General features: G+C 60.9%; 13 protein-coding genes. 5 read left to right on the forward strand and 8 right to left on the reverse strand.

Annotated elements, in window-relative coordinates; all coding sequences use genetic code 11:
• The first annotated feature begins 171 nt into the window (after nucleotides 1-171).
• Together AC1UK9_RS27915 and ubiA are read left to right on the forward strand one after the other, a co-directional pair.
• The gene (locus AC1UK9_RS27915; RefSeq protein WP_025112665.1) at nucleotides 172-732 is read left to right on the forward strand and encodes a chorismate--pyruvate lyase family protein; all 561 of its coding nucleotides are present in this window, start codon (nucleotides 172-174) and stop codon (nucleotides 730-732) included.
• The gene (ubiA, locus tag AC1UK9_RS27920; RefSeq protein WP_482578865.1) at nucleotides 732-1,622 is read left to right on the forward strand and encodes a 4-hydroxybenzoate octaprenyltransferase; all 891 of its coding nucleotides are present in this window, start codon (nucleotides 732-734) and stop codon (nucleotides 1,620-1,622) included. Before AC1UK9_RS27915 ends, ubiA begins: the two co-directional genes overlap by 1 nt.
• A gap of 113 nt (nucleotides 1,623-1,735) precedes the next feature.
• Here the strand turns inward: ubiA and AC1UK9_RS27925 are convergent, their stop codons facing one another.
• Nucleotides 1,736-2,119, reverse strand: coding sequence for a COG4315 family predicted lipoprotein (locus tag AC1UK9_RS27925; protein WP_025112663.1), 384 nt, complete (start codon nucleotides 2,117-2,119; stop codon nucleotides 1,736-1,738).
• A 151-nt stretch (nucleotides 2,120-2,270) separates the two neighbouring features.
• Between AC1UK9_RS27925 and phoB the strand changes: the two genes are divergently transcribed.
• From phoB to AC1UK9_RS27940, 3 genes are all read left to right on the forward strand, one after another.
• The gene (phoB, locus tag AC1UK9_RS27930) at nucleotides 2,271-2,960 is read left to right on the forward strand and encodes a phosphate regulon transcriptional regulator PhoB (RefSeq protein WP_007896474.1); all 690 of its coding nucleotides are present in this window, start codon (nucleotides 2,271-2,273) and stop codon (nucleotides 2,958-2,960) included.
• 74 nt (nucleotides 2,961-3,034) lie between these two features.
• Nucleotides 3,035-4,321 (forward strand): phosphate regulon sensor histidine kinase PhoR, encoded by a 1,287-nt coding sequence (gene phoR / locus AC1UK9_RS27935; RefSeq protein ID WP_256214734.1) that lies wholly within the window; start codon nucleotides 3,035-3,037, stop codon nucleotides 4,319-4,321.
• Between the two features lie 123 nt (nucleotides 4,322-4,444).
• Nucleotides 4,445-5,785, forward strand: coding sequence for a hemolysin family protein (locus tag AC1UK9_RS27940; protein WP_025112661.1), 1,341 nt, complete (start codon nucleotides 4,445-4,447; stop codon nucleotides 5,783-5,785).
• 114 nt (nucleotides 5,786-5,899) lie between these two features.
• Here AC1UK9_RS27940 and AC1UK9_RS27945 read toward each other — a convergent pair whose 3' ends face one another.
• The 7 genes from AC1UK9_RS27945 to AC1UK9_RS27975 form a co-directional block, all read right to left on the reverse strand.
• A complete protein-coding gene (locus AC1UK9_RS27945; protein ID WP_482578866.1) occupies nucleotides 5,900-6,796 on the reverse strand; it encodes a peptidoglycan DD-metalloendopeptidase family protein in 897 nt (298 codons plus the stop codon).
• Between the two features lie 208 nt (nucleotides 6,797-7,004).
• A complete protein-coding gene (locus tag AC1UK9_RS27950) occupies nucleotides 7,005-7,961 on the reverse strand; it encodes a response regulator (protein ID WP_482578867.1) in 957 nt (318 codons plus the stop codon).
• A 180-nt stretch (nucleotides 7,962-8,141) separates the two neighbouring features.
• Entirely contained in the window at nucleotides 8,142-8,903 is a 762-nt protein-coding gene (phoU, locus tag AC1UK9_RS27955) for a phosphate signaling complex protein PhoU (protein WP_007954334.1), read from the reverse strand.
• A gap of 125 nt (nucleotides 8,904-9,028) precedes the next feature.
• Nucleotides 9,029-9,862, reverse strand: coding sequence for a phosphate ABC transporter ATP-binding protein PstB (gene pstB, locus AC1UK9_RS27960; RefSeq protein WP_102357857.1), 834 nt, complete (start codon nucleotides 9,860-9,862; stop codon nucleotides 9,029-9,031).
• Between the two features lie 161 nt (nucleotides 9,863-10,023).
• On the reverse strand, nucleotides 10,024-11,694 hold the full coding sequence (gene pstA / locus AC1UK9_RS27965) for a phosphate ABC transporter permease PstA (RefSeq protein ID WP_482578868.1): 1,671 nt from the start codon (nucleotides 11,692-11,694) through the stop codon (nucleotides 10,024-10,026).
• Between the two features lie 15 nt (nucleotides 11,695-11,709).
• Entirely contained in the window at nucleotides 11,710-13,743 is a 2,034-nt protein-coding gene (locus AC1UK9_RS27970; protein ID WP_473016037.1) for an ABC transporter permease subunit, read from the reverse strand.
• A gap of 481 nt (nucleotides 13,744-14,224) precedes the next feature.
• Nucleotides 14,225-15,229: a phosphate ABC transporter substrate-binding protein PstS gene (locus AC1UK9_RS27975; RefSeq protein ID WP_025112655.1), complete on the reverse strand. Its 1,005-nt coding sequence runs from the start codon at nucleotides 15,227-15,229 to the stop codon at nucleotides 14,225-14,227.
• Nucleotides 15,230-15,231: the final 2 nt, after the last annotated feature.

Genomic DNA, 15,231 nt, shown 5'->3' on the forward strand with positions numbered 1-15,231 from the left:
TGTCGGCGCGAATGGTCGATGGAGCTGCGCTGCCATCCGGCTCAGGGCGTTTTGTACTGATGGTGCCGGGCAGATGCAAGCCTGTTCGGTGCAACGGCGCCCCGGATCCATCAAATTCGCAGCACGCCATGTTAAGCTCGCCGCCTCATTTGCGGCCAATAATGACTCATTGTGCACCATTCAAATGCCTGCCCGGCCCCGCTCTGGCTGACTCAAAGCCGACTGACGCCCCTTCCCGATTCGTTGACCCTCGACTGGTTGTTCGACGAAGGCTCGCTGACCCGCCGCCTGACGCGGCTGTCCAATGACGGCTTCAGCGTCACGCCGTTGTTCGAAGGCTGGGACACTCTGCGCAGTGACGAATGCGCGGCGCTGGAGCTGGCCGAAGGCAGCGAAGGCTGGGTGCGCGAGGTGTATCTGCGCGGTCACGGCGAGGCCTGGGTGTTTGCCCGCAGCGTGGCGTCGCGCGCCGCCCTGCAAGGCGACGGCTTGCACATGGACGAACTGGGGAGCCGCTCGCTGGGCGAACTGCTGTTTTGCGACCACGCCTTTCAGCGTCGCGCCATTGAGGTCTGCCACTACCCGCAAGGCTGGTTGCCGGCCGCCTGCCGTGCGCCTGAATTGTGGGCGCGCCGCTCGCGTTTCGACCGTGGCGCCTTGAGCGTGCTGGTGGCGGAGATTTTCCTGCCGACGTTGTGGAGCGCCGCCCGCGCCCATCCGGAGAACTGCTGATGTACCAGAGCCTGCTCAAGTCCCTGAACCGCTTGAATCCGCGCGCCTGGGATTTCATTCAGCTGACGCGCATGGACAAGCCGATCGGCATTTACCTGCTGCTGTGGCCAACGCTGTGGGCGCTGTGGATTGCCGGCAAAGGCTCGCCGTCGCTGGCCAACATCGCGATTTTCGTGCTCGGCGTGGTGCTGACCCGCGCCGGTGGCTGTGTGATCAACGACTGGGCCGACCGCAAGGTCGACGGCCACGTCAAACGCACCGCGCAACGACCGCTGGCCAGCGGCAAGATCAGTTCGAAAGAGGCGCTGGTATCCTTCGCGCTGCTGATGGGCGTGAGTTTCCTGCTGGTGCTGTGCACCAATGCGCCGACCATCTGGCTATCGCTGGGCGGCCTGGCGCTGGCGTTCACCTACCCGTTCATGAAGCGCTACACCTATTATCCGCAAGTGGTGCTCGGCGCGGCGTTCTCGTGGGGCATGCCGATGGCATTCACCGCCGAAACCGGTGAACTGCCCGCCGCCGCATGGCTGCTGTGGATCGCCAACCTGCTGTGGACGGTGGGTTACGACACTTATTACGCGATGACCGATCGTGACGACGACCTGAAGATCGGCGTGAAATCCACCGCGATTCTGTTCGGCGATGCGGATCGGGTGATCATCCTGACGCTGCAGGTGCTGTCATTGGCTTGCCTGCTGCTGGCCGGGTCGAAGTTCGAGCTGGGGACGTGGTTCCATCTCGGCCTGCTGGTAGCGGCGGGTTGTTACGCGTGGGAGTTCTGGTACACCCGTGACCGGGACCGCATGCGTTGTTTCAAGGCGTTTTTGCACAACCATTGGGCCGGGCTGGCGATTTTTGTCGGGATCGTGCTGGATTACGCGTTGCGTTGAGGTACGTGACCTGTGGGAGCGGGCTTGCTCGCGAAAGCGGTCTATCAGTTGACACATTTACTGACTGACACGACGCCTTCGCGAGCAGGCTCACTCCTACAGGGGATTTGCGTTTACTTGTGCTCGTGCATCACGTGCCAGACATCCTTCATGCCATCGCCCTTCATGTCACCGGGCTTTTCATCCTTCATGAAGGTATACAGCGGCTTACCGTCGTAGGCGTACTGCATCATGCCGTCGTCACGCTTGATCACCGTCCATTTGCCTTCAGCCTTGGCACCCGCCGGCGCCATCATCGGTGGCCAGTTCTTCGCACAATCACCGTTGCACATCGACTTGCCGCCAGCGTCCTTGTCGAACGTGTAAACGGTCATGCCTTTGTGATCGACCATCATGCCGTCTTTCATCATGGCCGGTTCGGCCGCCATCGCCAGTCCGGGCAGAGTCAGCGCAGCAGCCATCAGCAGAGCTTTGAAAGAAGCAGTCATTTGAGTCATGGAAACCTTCTTTTGCGGTTGTCAGGATTCGGACTTAGAGCTTAGTCCAGGATCACGCCAACCGCCGGGCGACTAAAATACTGTCACACGACTGCAATAATTCCGTTATCTAATGCGGCGCAAGACAGTTAAATGACAAGAGGATTAAGGCATGGTTGGCAGGAGCATTCTGATCGTCGACGACGAAGCGCCCATTCGCGAAATGATCGCCGTTGCGTTGGAAATGGCCGGCTATGACTGCCTCGAGGCAGAGAACTCGCAGCAGGCACACGCCATTATCGTTGACCGCAAACCGGACCTGATCCTGCTCGACTGGATGCTGCCCGGCACCTCCGGCATCGAACTGGCCCGACGCCTCAAGCGCGACGAGCTGACCGGGGACATCCCGATCATCATGCTCACCGCCAAGGGTGAAGAGGACAACAAGATCCAGGGCCTTGAAGTCGGCGCCGACGATTACATCACCAAGCCATTCTCGCCACGCGAACTGGTTGCCCGCCTCAAGGCTGTGCTGCGCCGCGCCGGCCCGACCGATGGCGAAGCGCCGATCGAAGTCGGCGGCCTGCTGCTCGACCCGATCAGCCACCGCGTGACCATCGATGGCAAACCCGCCGAGATGGGCCCGACCGAATACCGTCTGCTGCAATTCTTCATGACCCACCAGGAACGCGCCTACACCCGCGGGCAGTTGCTGGATCAAGTCTGGGGCGGCAACGTCTATGTTGAAGAGCGCACCGTCGACGTGCACATCCGGCGCCTGCGCAAGGCCCTCGGCGACGCCTACGAAAATCTGGTACAAACCGTGCGCGGCACTGGCTACCGGTTTTCCACCAAGGCCTGACCCGACCGCCAGACTCGCTGACAAGGACCGTATTTTCCGTGAATCAAAACTGGCATGGCACCCTGATTCGCCACATGCTGTTGCTGGTCACCGCCTGTCTGGTGATCGGCCTGATCAGCGGCTATTACGGCTGGAGCCTCGCTGCAGGCCTGGGCCTGTACCTGGCCTGGACGCTCAAGCAATTGCTGCGCCTGCACGAATGGCTGCGCCTGCACCAACCCGATGAAGCACCGCCCGACGGCTACGGCCTGTGGGGCGAGGTGTTCGACAGCATCTACCACCTGCAACGCCGCGACCAACGGGTGCGCGGGCGTCTGCAAGCGGTGATCGACCGCGTGCAGGAGTCCACCGCCGCGCTGAAAGACGCGGTGATCATGCTCGACAGCGACGGCAACCTGGAATGGTGGAACCGCGCCGCCGAAACCCTGCTCGGCCTCAAGACCCCGCAGGACAGCGGCCAACCGGTGACCAACCTGGTACGCCATCCGCGCTTCAAGGAATACTTCGAACAGGAAAGCTACGCCGAGCCGCTGGAAATCCCTTCACCGACCAACGATCGCGTACGCATTCAGCTATACCTCACCCGCTACGGCAACAACGAGCATCTGATGCTGGTGCGCGACGTCACGCGCATCCATCAACTGGAACAGATGCGCAAAGACTTCATCGCCAACGTCTCCCACGAATTGCGCACGCCGCTGACGGTGATCTGCGGCTACCTGGAAACCCTGCTCGACAACGTCGAGGAGGTGAATCCGCGCTGGAGTCGTGCCCTGCAACAGATGCAACAACAGGGCGGACGTATGCAGACGCTGCTCAACGATCTGTTGCTGCTGGCGAAACTGGAAGCCACCGATTACCCGTCGGACAACCAGCCGGTGCAGGTCGATACGCTGCTGCAATCGATCAAGAGCGATGCGCAGCAGTTGTCCGGACAGAAAAACCAGCGCATTACTCTCGAAGCTGACGCAAAGATCCTGCTCAAGGGCAGCGAGGCAGAACTGCGCAGCGCGTTTTCCAATTTGGTGTTCAACGCCGTGAAGTACACCCCGGCCGAGGGCAACATCCGCATTCGCTGGTGGGGCGACGATCAGGGCGCGCACTTGAGCGTGCAGGATTCCGGGATCGGCATCGACAGCAAACACCTGCCGCGCCTGACCGAACGCTTCTACCGCGTCGATTCCAGTCGCAATTCCAATACCGGCGGCACTGGCCTGGGCCTGGCGATCGTCAAACACGTGTTGCTGCGCCACCGCGCGCGGATGGAGATCAGCAGCGTGCCCGGTCACGGCAGCACGTTCACCTGCCATTTCGCCCCGGCCCAGGTCGCTCAGGCACGGGCAATCAGCGCCGCCGAGTGATGCCGGCCAGCACGCGCCACTAGGCAATCGCCATGTCAGCCGCTACATTGGCTGACTTGCGTCTGCCTTTCAGGCGCGATTTTTTCTCTCTTACGAATCACACGGAACCCGCAAAACTCCATCATGGACCCTTCCCCTGGCTTGTCCCTCGCAACAATATTCGCCGATTTCGGCATGATTCTTTTCGCTCTGATCCTGGTTTTGCTCAACGGCTTTTTCGTTGCGGCCGAATTCGCCATGGTCAAACTGCGCTCGACCCGGGTCGAGGCCATCGCCGACAAGAACGGCTGGCGCGGGCATATCCTGCGCACCGTACACAGTCAGCTCGATGCCTACCTCTCGGCGTGTCAGCTCGGTATCACCCTGGCCTCCCTTGGCCTGGGCTGGGTCGGTGAGCCGGCGTTCGCGCACATTCTCGAGCCGCTGCTGAGCGCGATCGGCGTGCAGTCGCCGGAAGTGGTCAAAGGCATTTCGTTCTTTACCGCGTTCTTCATCATTTCCTACCTGCACATCGTGGTCGGTGAGCTGGCGCCCAAGTCGTGGGCGATCCGCAAACCCGAGCTGCTCTCGCTGTGGACAGCGGTGCCGCTGTACCTGTTCTACTGGGCGATGTACCCGGCGATCTACCTGCTCAACGCCAGTGCCAACGCGATTTTGCGTATCGCCGGCCAAGGCGAGCCCGGCCCGCACCACGAACACCATTACAGCCGCGAAGAACTGAAACTGATCCTGCACTCCAGCCGTGGTCAGGACCCGAGCGACCAGGGCATGCGCGTGCTGGCCTCGGCGGTGGAAATGGGCGAGCTGGAAGTGGTCGACTGGGCCAACTCCCGGGAAGACCTGATCACCCTCGAATTCAATGCGCCGCTGAAAGAAATCCTGGCGATGTTCCGTCGCCACAAGTTCAGCCGTTACCCGGTGTACGACAGCGAGCGCCAGGAGTTCGTCGGCCTGCTGCACATCAAGGACCTGCTGCTGGAGCTAGCGGCGCTGGACCATATTCCCGAGTCGTTCAACCTGGCTGAACTGACCCGCCCGCTGGAGCGCGTGTCACGGCACATGCCGCTGTCGCAGCTGCTGGAGCAGTTCCGCAAGGGCGGCTCGCACTTCGCTGTGGTTGAAGAAGCCGACGGCAACATCATCGGCTATCTGACCATGGAAGACGTGCTGGAAGTGCTGGTCGGCGACATCCAGGACGAACACCGCAAGGCCGAACGCGGGATTCTCGCCTATCAGCCGGGCAAGCTGCTGGTACGCGGTGATACACCGTTGTTCAAGGTTGAGCGCCTGCTCGGCATTGATCTGGACCACATCGAAGCCGAAACCCTCGCCGGGCTGGTCTACGAGACTCTGAAACGGGTGCCGGAAGAGGAAGAAGTACTGGAAGTCGAAGGCCTGCGGATCATCATCAAGAAGATGAAAGGGCCGAAGATTGTGCTGGCGAAGGTGTTGATGCTGGATTGATCGGCTGATCCGGCACCACGCCGATCCTTTCGCGAGCAAGCCCGCTCCCACACTGGAATGCATTTCAACTGTGGGAGCGGGCTTGCTCGCGAATGGGCCTGCAGCGGCAACACATCACTGCTTGCCCAACGCAAAGTTGGGCAACGCCCCCAACGGCTGGTTGAACTGATACGGAATCGACACCAGGCCCTGCCCGGTATTGCGCTGCACCACAAAGTGCAGGTGCGGGCCGCTGCTGTTGCCGGTGTTGCCGGACAGCGCCAGCGGGCTGCCGACCGTCACCCGCTGTCCCTCACGGACGCTCACCGAGCCTTGCTTGAGGTGCAGGTACACGCCCATCGTGCCGTCATCGTGCAGCACCCGGACGAAATTGCCCGAGGCATCATTGCCGCGCCCGCTCTGCGAGTTTTCGGTTTTCACCACCACCCCGGCCCGCGCCGCGATGATCTGTGTGCCGACCGGCATGGCGATGTCCATCGCGTATTTGTTCTTCGGCCCGTAGTGGCTGTATTGGCCGTTGGCACCCTGGCTGAGGCGGAACGGCCCGCCCCGCCATGGCAACGGATAGCGATAGCTCTGAGCGGCTCCCGCAGGGTCACCCAGCGCATACTGGAACTGCGGCGTATACACCAACGGCTTGCTGCCGGTGATCGCCGTCAGCAGCGCCAGACGCGTATTACTGCGCGCCGGCAACACCCGGCGAATGGTCTGAGCCGGTGCGCCACGCACGTTACTCATTCCGGTAAATGCCAGTGCGACCTCGACCGGTGCGTACAGATCGTTGCGCACAAACACCACATCGGTGCCCTTCTGCTTCTTGATGTCGAGATACACCTGGCGCTCCAGGTGCTCGACCATGCGGTCCTGAAACACGAACACCTGCGAGCCTTTGCTCGGCCGGTCGCTGTACGAGACCACGCCGTTGGCATCGGTGGATTTGTAGATCGTCATGGCCACAGCCGAGGTGGAGGCCATGAAAAGACCACAGAAAAACAGCAGGCGCGCGAGCATGGGCAAGAGTCTGTCGAAGGAAGGCCTGGGAATGAGCCTAGCAGGTGAGACAGACCAGGCTAGTCGACAGATGTTTCAAATTGGGCGGTCTGGGAGGTTGATCGTGCAAGTGATGGCCCCTTCGCGAGCAAGCCCGCTCCCACCTTTGAAATGCATTCCAATGTGGGAGCGAGCCTGCTCGCGAAAGCGGACTGTCAGGCGACGAAAATCACGCGCCCGGAACGAAGTGCTTCTGCGCCGTGCCGCGGGCGATCAGGCGGGAGATGTAGTCGAGCTTCTGCGCGTCCTGGTCGACGAAGCGGAAGGTCAGTTGCAGCCAGTCGCTGTCCGCTTTCTGCTCGTGGGCGACGATGGCATGCAGGTAACCGTTGAGACGGGCGATTTCAGCGTTGTCGCCCTGCTCCAGGTCGAGCACGGCGCTGTCGAGGATCTGCGGCAGGGTCTCGGTGCGCTTCACCACCAACAGCGCTTCCTTGATGCTCAGGGCCTTGATCACGCATTGCTGGTTGCCGCTCGGCAGGCGCAACTGGCCCTGACCACGACCACCGACGGGGGTTTTCGAGGCTGCCGGTGCCTGCACCGGCGGGCTGTTGAGCAAGCCACGCGATGGTGCAGCGGCAGGCGTTGGTGCAGCGACCGCAGGCTTGGCGAACGGGTTGACTGCAGCAGCTGCCGGAGCGCCACCCACCACGGCAGGCTTGCCGCCGGTCAACGCGCTCAGGGAGTCGTTGCCGAACGCCGAGTTCATCTTGGTCGGCGCGCTGTTCATCAGGGTGTCGAGCTTGCCGACCTTGTTCAGCGCCTGCTTGACCTTGGTCAGCAGTTGCTCGTTGGTGAACGGTTTGCTGACATAGCCGGAAACGCCAGCCTGAATCGCCTGCACCACGTTCTCTTTATCGCCACGGCTGGTGACCATGATGAACGGCATGGACTTGAGGTTGTCCTGCTGGCGGCACCAGGTCAGCAGTTCGAGACCGGACATTTCCGGCATTTCCCAGTCGCACAGCACCAGGTCGAACGCTTCCTTGGCCAGCATCGCCTGGGCCTTTTTGCCGTTGATGGCATCCTCGGTGCGAATCCCCGGGAAGTAGTTACGCAGGCACTTTTTCACCAGGTCGCGAATGAACGAAGCGTCGTCCACGACCAACACACTGATCTTGCTCATCCAACACCCCTATAAAAATCCCGGCAAGCATACCGCTTTTGCTGATGGCACATTGCCAACAATCTTCAGTCACGCCGGGACTTTTCGTTCGCGGGTGCTGCTTTTCAATTCGATTTCCTGACTCAAGCGCCATAAACAAAAACGCCCGGCCAAAGGGCCGGGCGCTTTTCTCAGGCAATCTTACTTATCGTCAGCATCGCCCGGAACATTAGCGGTTTCGCCGCTTGTGCCTTCAACTTCTTCTTTCATGCGCTTGAGGCCCATGTGCCGCACATCGGTCCCGCGCACCAGGTAGATCACCAGTTCCGAGATGTTGCGCGCGTGGTCGCCAATCCGCTCCAGCGAACGCAGCACCCAGATGATGCTCAGAACCCGCGAGATAGAGCGCGGATCTTCCATCATGTAGGTCGCCAGCTCACGCAGGGCCGTCTTGTATTCGCGGTCGATGATCTTGTCGTATTGCGCCACCGACAACGCCAGATCAGCGTCGAAACGGGCAAACGCGTCCAGCGCATCGCGCACCATGTTGCGCACCTGGTCGCCAATGTGGCGAACCTCGACGTAACCGCGCGGCGCTTCGCCTTCTTCGCACAATTGAATCGCGCGGCGCGCGATCTTGGTCGCTTCGTCACCGATGCGTTCCAGGTCGATCACCGATTTGGAAATGCTGATGATCAGCCGCAGGTCGGACGCCGCCGGCTGCCGACGGGCGAGAATGCGCAGGCACTCTTCGTCGATGTTGCGTTCCATCTGGTTGATCTGGTCGTCGATCTCGCGCACCTGCTGGGCCAGGCCGGAGTCGGCCTCGATCAGCGCGGTGACTGCGTCGTTGACCTGCTTCTCGACCAGCCCACCCATGGCCAGGAGGTGGCTGCGCACTTCCTCGAGCTCGGCGTTGAACTGCGCGGAGATATGGTGGGTAAGACCTTCTTTGGAAATCATGCATTCGCTCCGAAAAAGCGTTTAACCAAGAGCTGCTAGCTACAAGCTGCAAGCTGTTATGTGGTGATCCATGCCGCTTCGCTTCTAACTCGCCGCTTGAAGCTTGCCGCTCGCAGCTGCTTCAATCAGCCGTAACGACCGGTGATGTAGTCTTCGGTCTGCTTCTTCGCCGGATTGGTGAACAGGGTATCGGTGTCGCCAAACTCCACCAGTTTGCCCATGTACATGAACGCCGTGTAGTCGGAAACCCGTGCGGCCTGCTGCATGTTGTGGGTCACGATGACGATGGTGAACTTGGACTTCAGCTCGTAGATCAGCTCTTCGACTTTCAGGGTCGAGATCGGGTCGAGGGCCGAGCATGGTTCGTCGAGCAGCAACACTTCCGGCTCAACCGCGATGGTGCGAGCGATCACCAGACGCTGCTGCTGACCACCGGACAGACCGAGTGCCGAATCATGCAGGCGATCCTTCACTTCGTCCCACAGCGCCGCGCCTTTCAACGCCCACTCGACCGCTTCGTCGAGGATGCGTTTCTTGTTGATGCCCTGGATGCGCAAGCCGTAGACCACGTTTTCGTAGATGGTCTTCGGGAACGGGTTCGGCTTCTGAAACACCATGCCGACGCGACGACGCAACTCGGCGACGTCTTCGCCCTTGCGATAGATGTTGTTGCCGTACAGGTTGATCGCGCCTTCGACGCGGCAGCCGTCAACCAGGTCGTTCATGCGGTTGAAGGTACGCAGCAGCGTCGACTTGCCGCAACCGGACGGGCCGATGAAGGCAGTCACGCGCTGTTTCGGGATGTTCATGCTGACGTCGAACAGCGCCTGCTTCTCGCCGTAGAACAGGCTCAGGCCCGGGACTTCGATGGCAACGGTTTCCTGCGCGAGGTTCAGGCTCTGTTTATCGCGACCCAGGGCGGACATGTTGATGCCGTGGGTATGTGTTTCGTGCTGCATGGGAGGCTCCCTGTGCTAACAAATTCGGTTCGGTTAGCCGCTTGGTGCGGCTGTACTCAATCTAGGGTGGGAGCGGGCTTGCTCGCGAAGCAGTCGGCACATTCAACCTCAATGTCGCCTGACCCACCGCCTTCGCGAGCAAGCCCGCTCCCACCGGGATATCAACTGTCCAAAGCTTTGTATTTTTCGCGCAGGTGGTTACGAATCCACACTGCCGACAGGTTCAACGTGGCGATCACCAGCACCAGCAGCAGCGCCGTGGCGTACACCAGTGGCCGTGCGGCTTCGACGTTCGGGCTCTGGAAGCCGACGTCATAAATGTGGAAGCCCAGGTGCATGATCTTCTGGTCCAGGTGCAGGTACGGGTAGTTGCCATCCACCGGCAGCGACGGCGCCAGCTTCACCACACCCACCAGCATCAGCGGCGCCACTTCACCGGCAGCACGGGCCACGGCGAGGATCATGCCGGTCATCATCGCCGGGCTGGCCATCGGCAGGACGATCTTCCACAGCGTTTCCGCCTTGGTCGCACCCAGTGCCAGCGAGCCTTCGCGGACGGTGCGCGGGATACGCGCCAGACCTTCCTCAGTCGCCACGATCACCACCGGCACCGCCAGCAGCGCGAGGGTCAACGAAGCCCAGAGCAGGCCCGGCGTACCGAAGGTCGGTGCCGGCAGTGCTTCGGGGAAGAACAGACGGTCGACCGAGCCACCCAGCACGTAGACGAAGAAGCCCAGACCGAACACGCCGTAAACGATCGCCGGAACGCCAGCGAGGTTGTTTACCGCGATGCGGATGATCCGGGTCAAGGCGTTCTGCTTGGCGTATTCACGCAGGTACACCGCCGCCAGCACGCCGAACGGGGTGACGATCATCGCCATGATCAGGGTCATCATCACGGTGCCGAAGATCGCCGGGAAAATCCCGCCTTCGGTGTTCGCTTCACGCGGGTCGTCGGACAGGAACTCCCAGACCTTGCCGAAGTAGAAACCGATCTTGGTCATCGTGCCCATGGCATTCGGCTGGTAAGCGTGAACCACTTTGCCCAGGCCGATTTCGATCTCTTTGCCGTTGGCATCGCGGGCAGTCAAAGCGTCGCGGTTGAACTGTGCATGCAGATCGGCCAGACGTGCTTCGATGTCCTGATAACGAGCGTTCAGCTCAGCGCGCTCGGCGTCCATGTCCGCTTGCGCGGTGGCATCGAGTTTGCCGTCCAGTTCCAGTTTGCGGCCGTGCAGACGGATGCGTTCCAGACCTGAGTTGATCGCGCCGATGTCGGTCTTTTCCAGGGACTTGAGCTGCGCGGCGAGCTTGTTCACGCGGTCGATCCGCGCTTGCAGCTCGGGCCAGGCGGCTTCGCCCTCGGCGATCACCTTGCCGTCCTGTTTGACGTTGACCAGGTAGCCGTAGAAGTTGCCCCACTCGCGACGCTCGATCGTCATCAATTCTGGCGGCGTGGTCTGGTTGGTCAGCCACTCGCCGACGATCCAGGTGAAGTCGTTGCCATTCAAGTCACGGTTGCCGACCTTGATCAGCTCGCGAGTCATGAATTCCGGGCCCTGGTCGGGCACCGGCAAGCCGGCGCTTTTCAGGCGGGCGCGAGGCACTTCTTCTTTCTGTACCACTTCGCCGATGACCAGGTGATTGGCCTGGCCCGGTACGTCGTAGTTGGCGTGGATCAGGTCCGCCGGCCAGAAGTGACCGAGGCCGCGCACGGCGATCACCGCCAGCAGGCCAATGGTCATGATGACCGCGATGGACACCGCGCCACCGCTGATCCAGACGCCCGGGGCGCCGCTCTTGAACCATCCATTCAGGGAGTTCTGTTTCACAGACTTCTACCTTTCTTAAAGCGACGAGTATTTCTTGCGCAGACGCTGACGAATCAGTTCTGCCAGGGTGTTCATGACGAAGGTGAACAACAGCAGCACCAGCGCCGAGAGGAACAGCACGCGGTAGTGGCTGCCACCGACTTCCGACTCGGGCATTTCCACCGCGACGTTGGCGGCCAGGGTGCGCAGGCCTTCGAACAGGTTCATTTCCATGACCGGGGTGTTACCCGTGGCCATCAGCACGATCATGGTTTCCCCGACCGCGCGGCCCATGCCGATCATCAGCGCCGAGAAGATCCCCGGGCTGGCGGTGAGAATCACCACGCGGGTCATGGTCTGCCACGGCGTGGCACCGAGGGCCAGGGAGCCGAGGGTCAGGCCACGCGGCACACTGAACACGGCGTCTTCGGCAATCGAGTAGATGTTCGGGATCACCGCAAAACCCATGGCCAGACCGACCACCAGGGCGTTGCGCTGATCGTAGGTGATGCCCAGGTCGTGGGAGATCCACATGCGCATGTCACCGCCGAAGAACCAGTTCTCCATGAACGGACTCATGTACAGCGACAGCCAGCCCACGAACAGGATCACCGGAATCAGCAGCGCACTTTCCCAGCCGTCCGGCACCTTGAGGCGGATCGACTCAGGCAGACGGCTGAAGGTGAAACCGGCGACCAGAATGCCGATCGGCAGCAGCATCAGCAGACTGAAAATGCCCGGCAGATGCCCTTCCACATACGGCGCGAGGAACAGACCGGCGAAGAAGCCGAGGATCACCGTCGGCATCGCTTCCATCAACTCGATCACCGGTTTGACCTTGCGGCGCATGCCCGGGGCCATGAAATACGCGGTGTAGATCGCTGCGGCAACGGCCAGCGGCGCGGCCAGCAGCATCGCGTAGAACGCGGCTTTCAGCGTGCCGAAGGTCAGTGGCGAGAGGCTCAGTTTCGGTTCGAAGTCGGTGTTGGCTGCGGTCGATTGCCAGACGTATTTAGGCTCGTCGTAGTTCTCGTACCAGACCTTGCTCCACAGCGCGCTCCACGACACTTCCGGGTGCGGGTTGTCGAGCAGCAGCGGTTGCAGCTTGCCGCCGGCTTCGACGATCACCCGGTTGGCGCGTGGCGACAGACCGAACAGGCCCTGCCCTTCGGCCACCGGCTCGACCAGCAAGGTGCGGTGTGCGGTGCTGTGGAACACTCCGAGTTTGCCGGAAGCATCAAGGGCTACGAAGCCTTTGCGACGCTCTTCGGCAGTGATTTCCACGATTGGCGCAGTGCCCATCTGGAAGGTACGGATCTGTTTCAGGCGCAGCTCGCCATCGGTATCACGGGCCATGAACCACTGGGCCAGGCCGCCCTTGGAGTCACCGATGATCAGCGAGATACCACCGACCAGCTGCGTCGACGCGGTGACTTCAGCGTCGGCGTTTTCCAGCAGTTTGTAGCGACCGTTGAGGCTCTTGTCACGCAGGCTGAACACGTCGGCCTGGGCACGCCCGTTGACCACGTACAGCCATTGCTGGCGCGGGTCGACGAAGATGTTTTTCACCGGCTCGGTCATCTGCGGCAGATCGATACGCTTCTGCTCGTTGGTGACTTCGCCGGTCATCATGTTTTCTTCGCTGGTCAGCGACAACACATTGAGTTGCGAACCGGTCGAACCCACCAGCATCAGGGTCGAATCGGTGGCGTTGAGGCTCACGTGTTCCAGCGCCCCGCCGCTCTCGTTCACCGCGATCGGCGTGTTGCCGTATGGGTATTCGATGGCCGGGGTGATGGTTTTCTTGCCATCGGGGTAGCTGACTTTATAGGTGTGGCGGAACACCAGTGCCTGGCCGTTGGACAGGCCCACGGCCACCAGCGGATGACCTGGCTGATCTTCGCCGATGGACGTCACGCTGGTGCCGGCGGGGACTGGCAGATCGACGCGCTTCAATTCAGCGCCACTGTCGATGTCGAAGAACAGCGCCTGGCCTTTGTCGGAAACGCGCATCGCCACCTGATTCTGCTCTTCGAGCGAAATCATCAGCGGCTTGCCGGCGTCCTGCATCCAGGCCGGGGTAATGGCATCTTTCGCGGTCAGGCTGGCACCGTGGAATAACGGCGCAACGACGTAGGCGAGAAAGAAGAAGATCAGGGTGATGGCTGCCAGCACCGCCAGCCCGCCAACGAGGACGTACCAACGGGTGAAGCGATCCTTGAGCGCGCGAATGCGGCGCTTGCGTTGCAGCTCAGGCGTATTGAAATCAATGCGCTTGGGAGGGGAAGTCGTAGTCATTGGGGAATTGGCCAGATCATTCATGCGCTCACCCTAGCGATCCTGTATGACAGAAAGATGACAGTGCAGTGACGCAACAAATCCACCGCCAGCGGGGACTGGAGGAGGATCAAAGAATTCGAAGGGTGTGTGGGAGCGGGCTTGCTCGCCAAAGCGGTGACTCAGTCACTGAGGTGCTGAATCTCAAGGCCTCTTCGCGAGCAAGCCCGCTCCCACACTCGAGTCCGGAGGGGTTTATTCCGGACTCAGTTTGTTACTTTTTTGCGACTTCAGCGCCGCCTTCCTGCAGACCCAGGTCAGCCAGTGCTTTTGCAGCAACCTTGGCTGGCAGTGGGATGTAACCGTCCTTCACCACAACTTCCTGACCCTGTTTGGACAGAACCAGTTTCACGAACTCGGCTTCCAGCGGGGCCAGAGGCTTGTTCGGTGCCTTGTTCACGTAAACGTAGAGGAAGCGCGACAGCGGGTACTTGCCGTTCAGTGCGTTCTCTTCCGAATCTTCAATGAACTCGGTGCTGCCTTTCTTCGACAGTGCAACGGTTTTCACGCTGGCGGTTTTGTAACCGATGCCCGAGTAACCGATACCGTTCAGCGAGGAGCTGATCGACTGCACAACCGACGCCGAACCTGGTTGTTCGTTGACGTTAGGCTTGTAGTCGCCTTTGCACAGGGCTTCTTCCTTGAAGTAGCCGTAGGTGCCGGATACCGAGTTACGACCGAACAGCTGCACTGGCTTGTTGGCCAGGTCGCCGGTCACGCCCAGGTCGCCCCAGGTTTTGACTTCGGCCTTGGCGCCGCACAGACGGGTGGACGAGAAGATCGCGTCAACCTGTTCCATGGTCAGGTGCTGGATCGGGTTGTCCTTGTGCACGAACACAGCCAGGGCGTCCACGGCAACCGGGATAGCGGTCGGCTTGTAGCCATACTTCTGCTCGAAGGCCGCCAGTTCGGTGTCCTTCATCTTGCGGCTCATCGGGCCCAGGTTGGAGGTGCCTTCAGTCAGCGCAGGTGGCGCAGTGGCGGAGCCAGCGGCCTGAATCTGGATGTTTACGTTCGGGTATTCTTTTTTGTAGTTCTCAGCCCACAGGGTCATGAGGTTGGCCAGAGTGTCGGAACCAACGCTGGACAAGTTGCCCGATACACCGGTGACCTTGGTGTAAGCCGGAATTGCCGGGTCAACGCCAGCGGCTACCGCGTGGGCAGTCGCAACGCCAGCGGCGACAAAAGTCATTGCCGCCATCAAACGCTTCAGTTTCATGC

It is taken from the genome of Pseudomonas sp. AK-TSAG1-1 (genome assembly GCF_056821665.1).

What these genes read in the sequence shown, in the direction of transcription:
- ubiA (WP_482578865.1), top strand. Translation starts at nt 732, where the DNA reads ATGTACCAGAGCCTGCTCAAGTCCCTGAACCGCTTGAATCCGCGCGCC.
- AC1UK9_RS27925 (WP_025112663.1), bottom strand. Translation starts at nt 2,119, where the DNA reads ATGACTCAAATGACTGCTTCTTTCAAAGCTCTGCTGATGGCTGCTGCG.
- phoB (WP_007896474.1), top strand. Translation starts at nt 2,271, where the DNA reads ATGGTTGGCAGGAGCATTCTGATCGTCGACGACGAAGCGCCCATTCGC.
- phoR (WP_256214734.1), top strand. Translation starts at nt 3,035, where the DNA reads ATGCTGTTGCTGGTCACCGCCTGTCTGGTGATCGGCCTGATCAGCGGC.
- AC1UK9_RS27940 (WP_025112661.1), top strand. Translation starts at nt 4,445, where the DNA reads ATGGACCCTTCCCCTGGCTTGTCCCTCGCAACAATATTCGCCGATTTC.
- AC1UK9_RS27945 (WP_482578866.1), bottom strand. Translation starts at nt 6,796, where the DNA reads ATGCTCGCGCGCCTGCTGTTTTTCTGTGGTCTTTTCATGGCCTCCACC.
- AC1UK9_RS27950 (WP_482578867.1), bottom strand. Translation starts at nt 7,961, where the DNA reads ATGAGCAAGATCAGTGTGTTGGTCGTGGACGACGCTTCGTTCATTCGC.
- phoU (WP_007954334.1), bottom strand. Translation starts at nt 8,903, where the DNA reads ATGATTTCCAAAGAAGGTCTTACCCACCATATCTCCGCGCAGTTCAAC.
- pstB (WP_102357857.1), bottom strand. Translation starts at nt 9,862, where the DNA reads ATGCAGCACGAAACACATACCCACGGCATCAACATGTCCGCCCTGGGT.
- AC1UK9_RS27970 (WP_473016037.1), bottom strand. Translation starts at nt 13,743, where the DNA reads ATGCAGGACGCCGGCAAGCCGCTGATGATTTCGCTCGAAGAGCAGAAT.
- AC1UK9_RS27975 (WP_025112655.1), bottom strand. Translation starts at nt 15,229, where the DNA reads ATGAAACTGAAGCGTTTGATGGCGGCAATGACTTTTGTCGCCGCTGGC.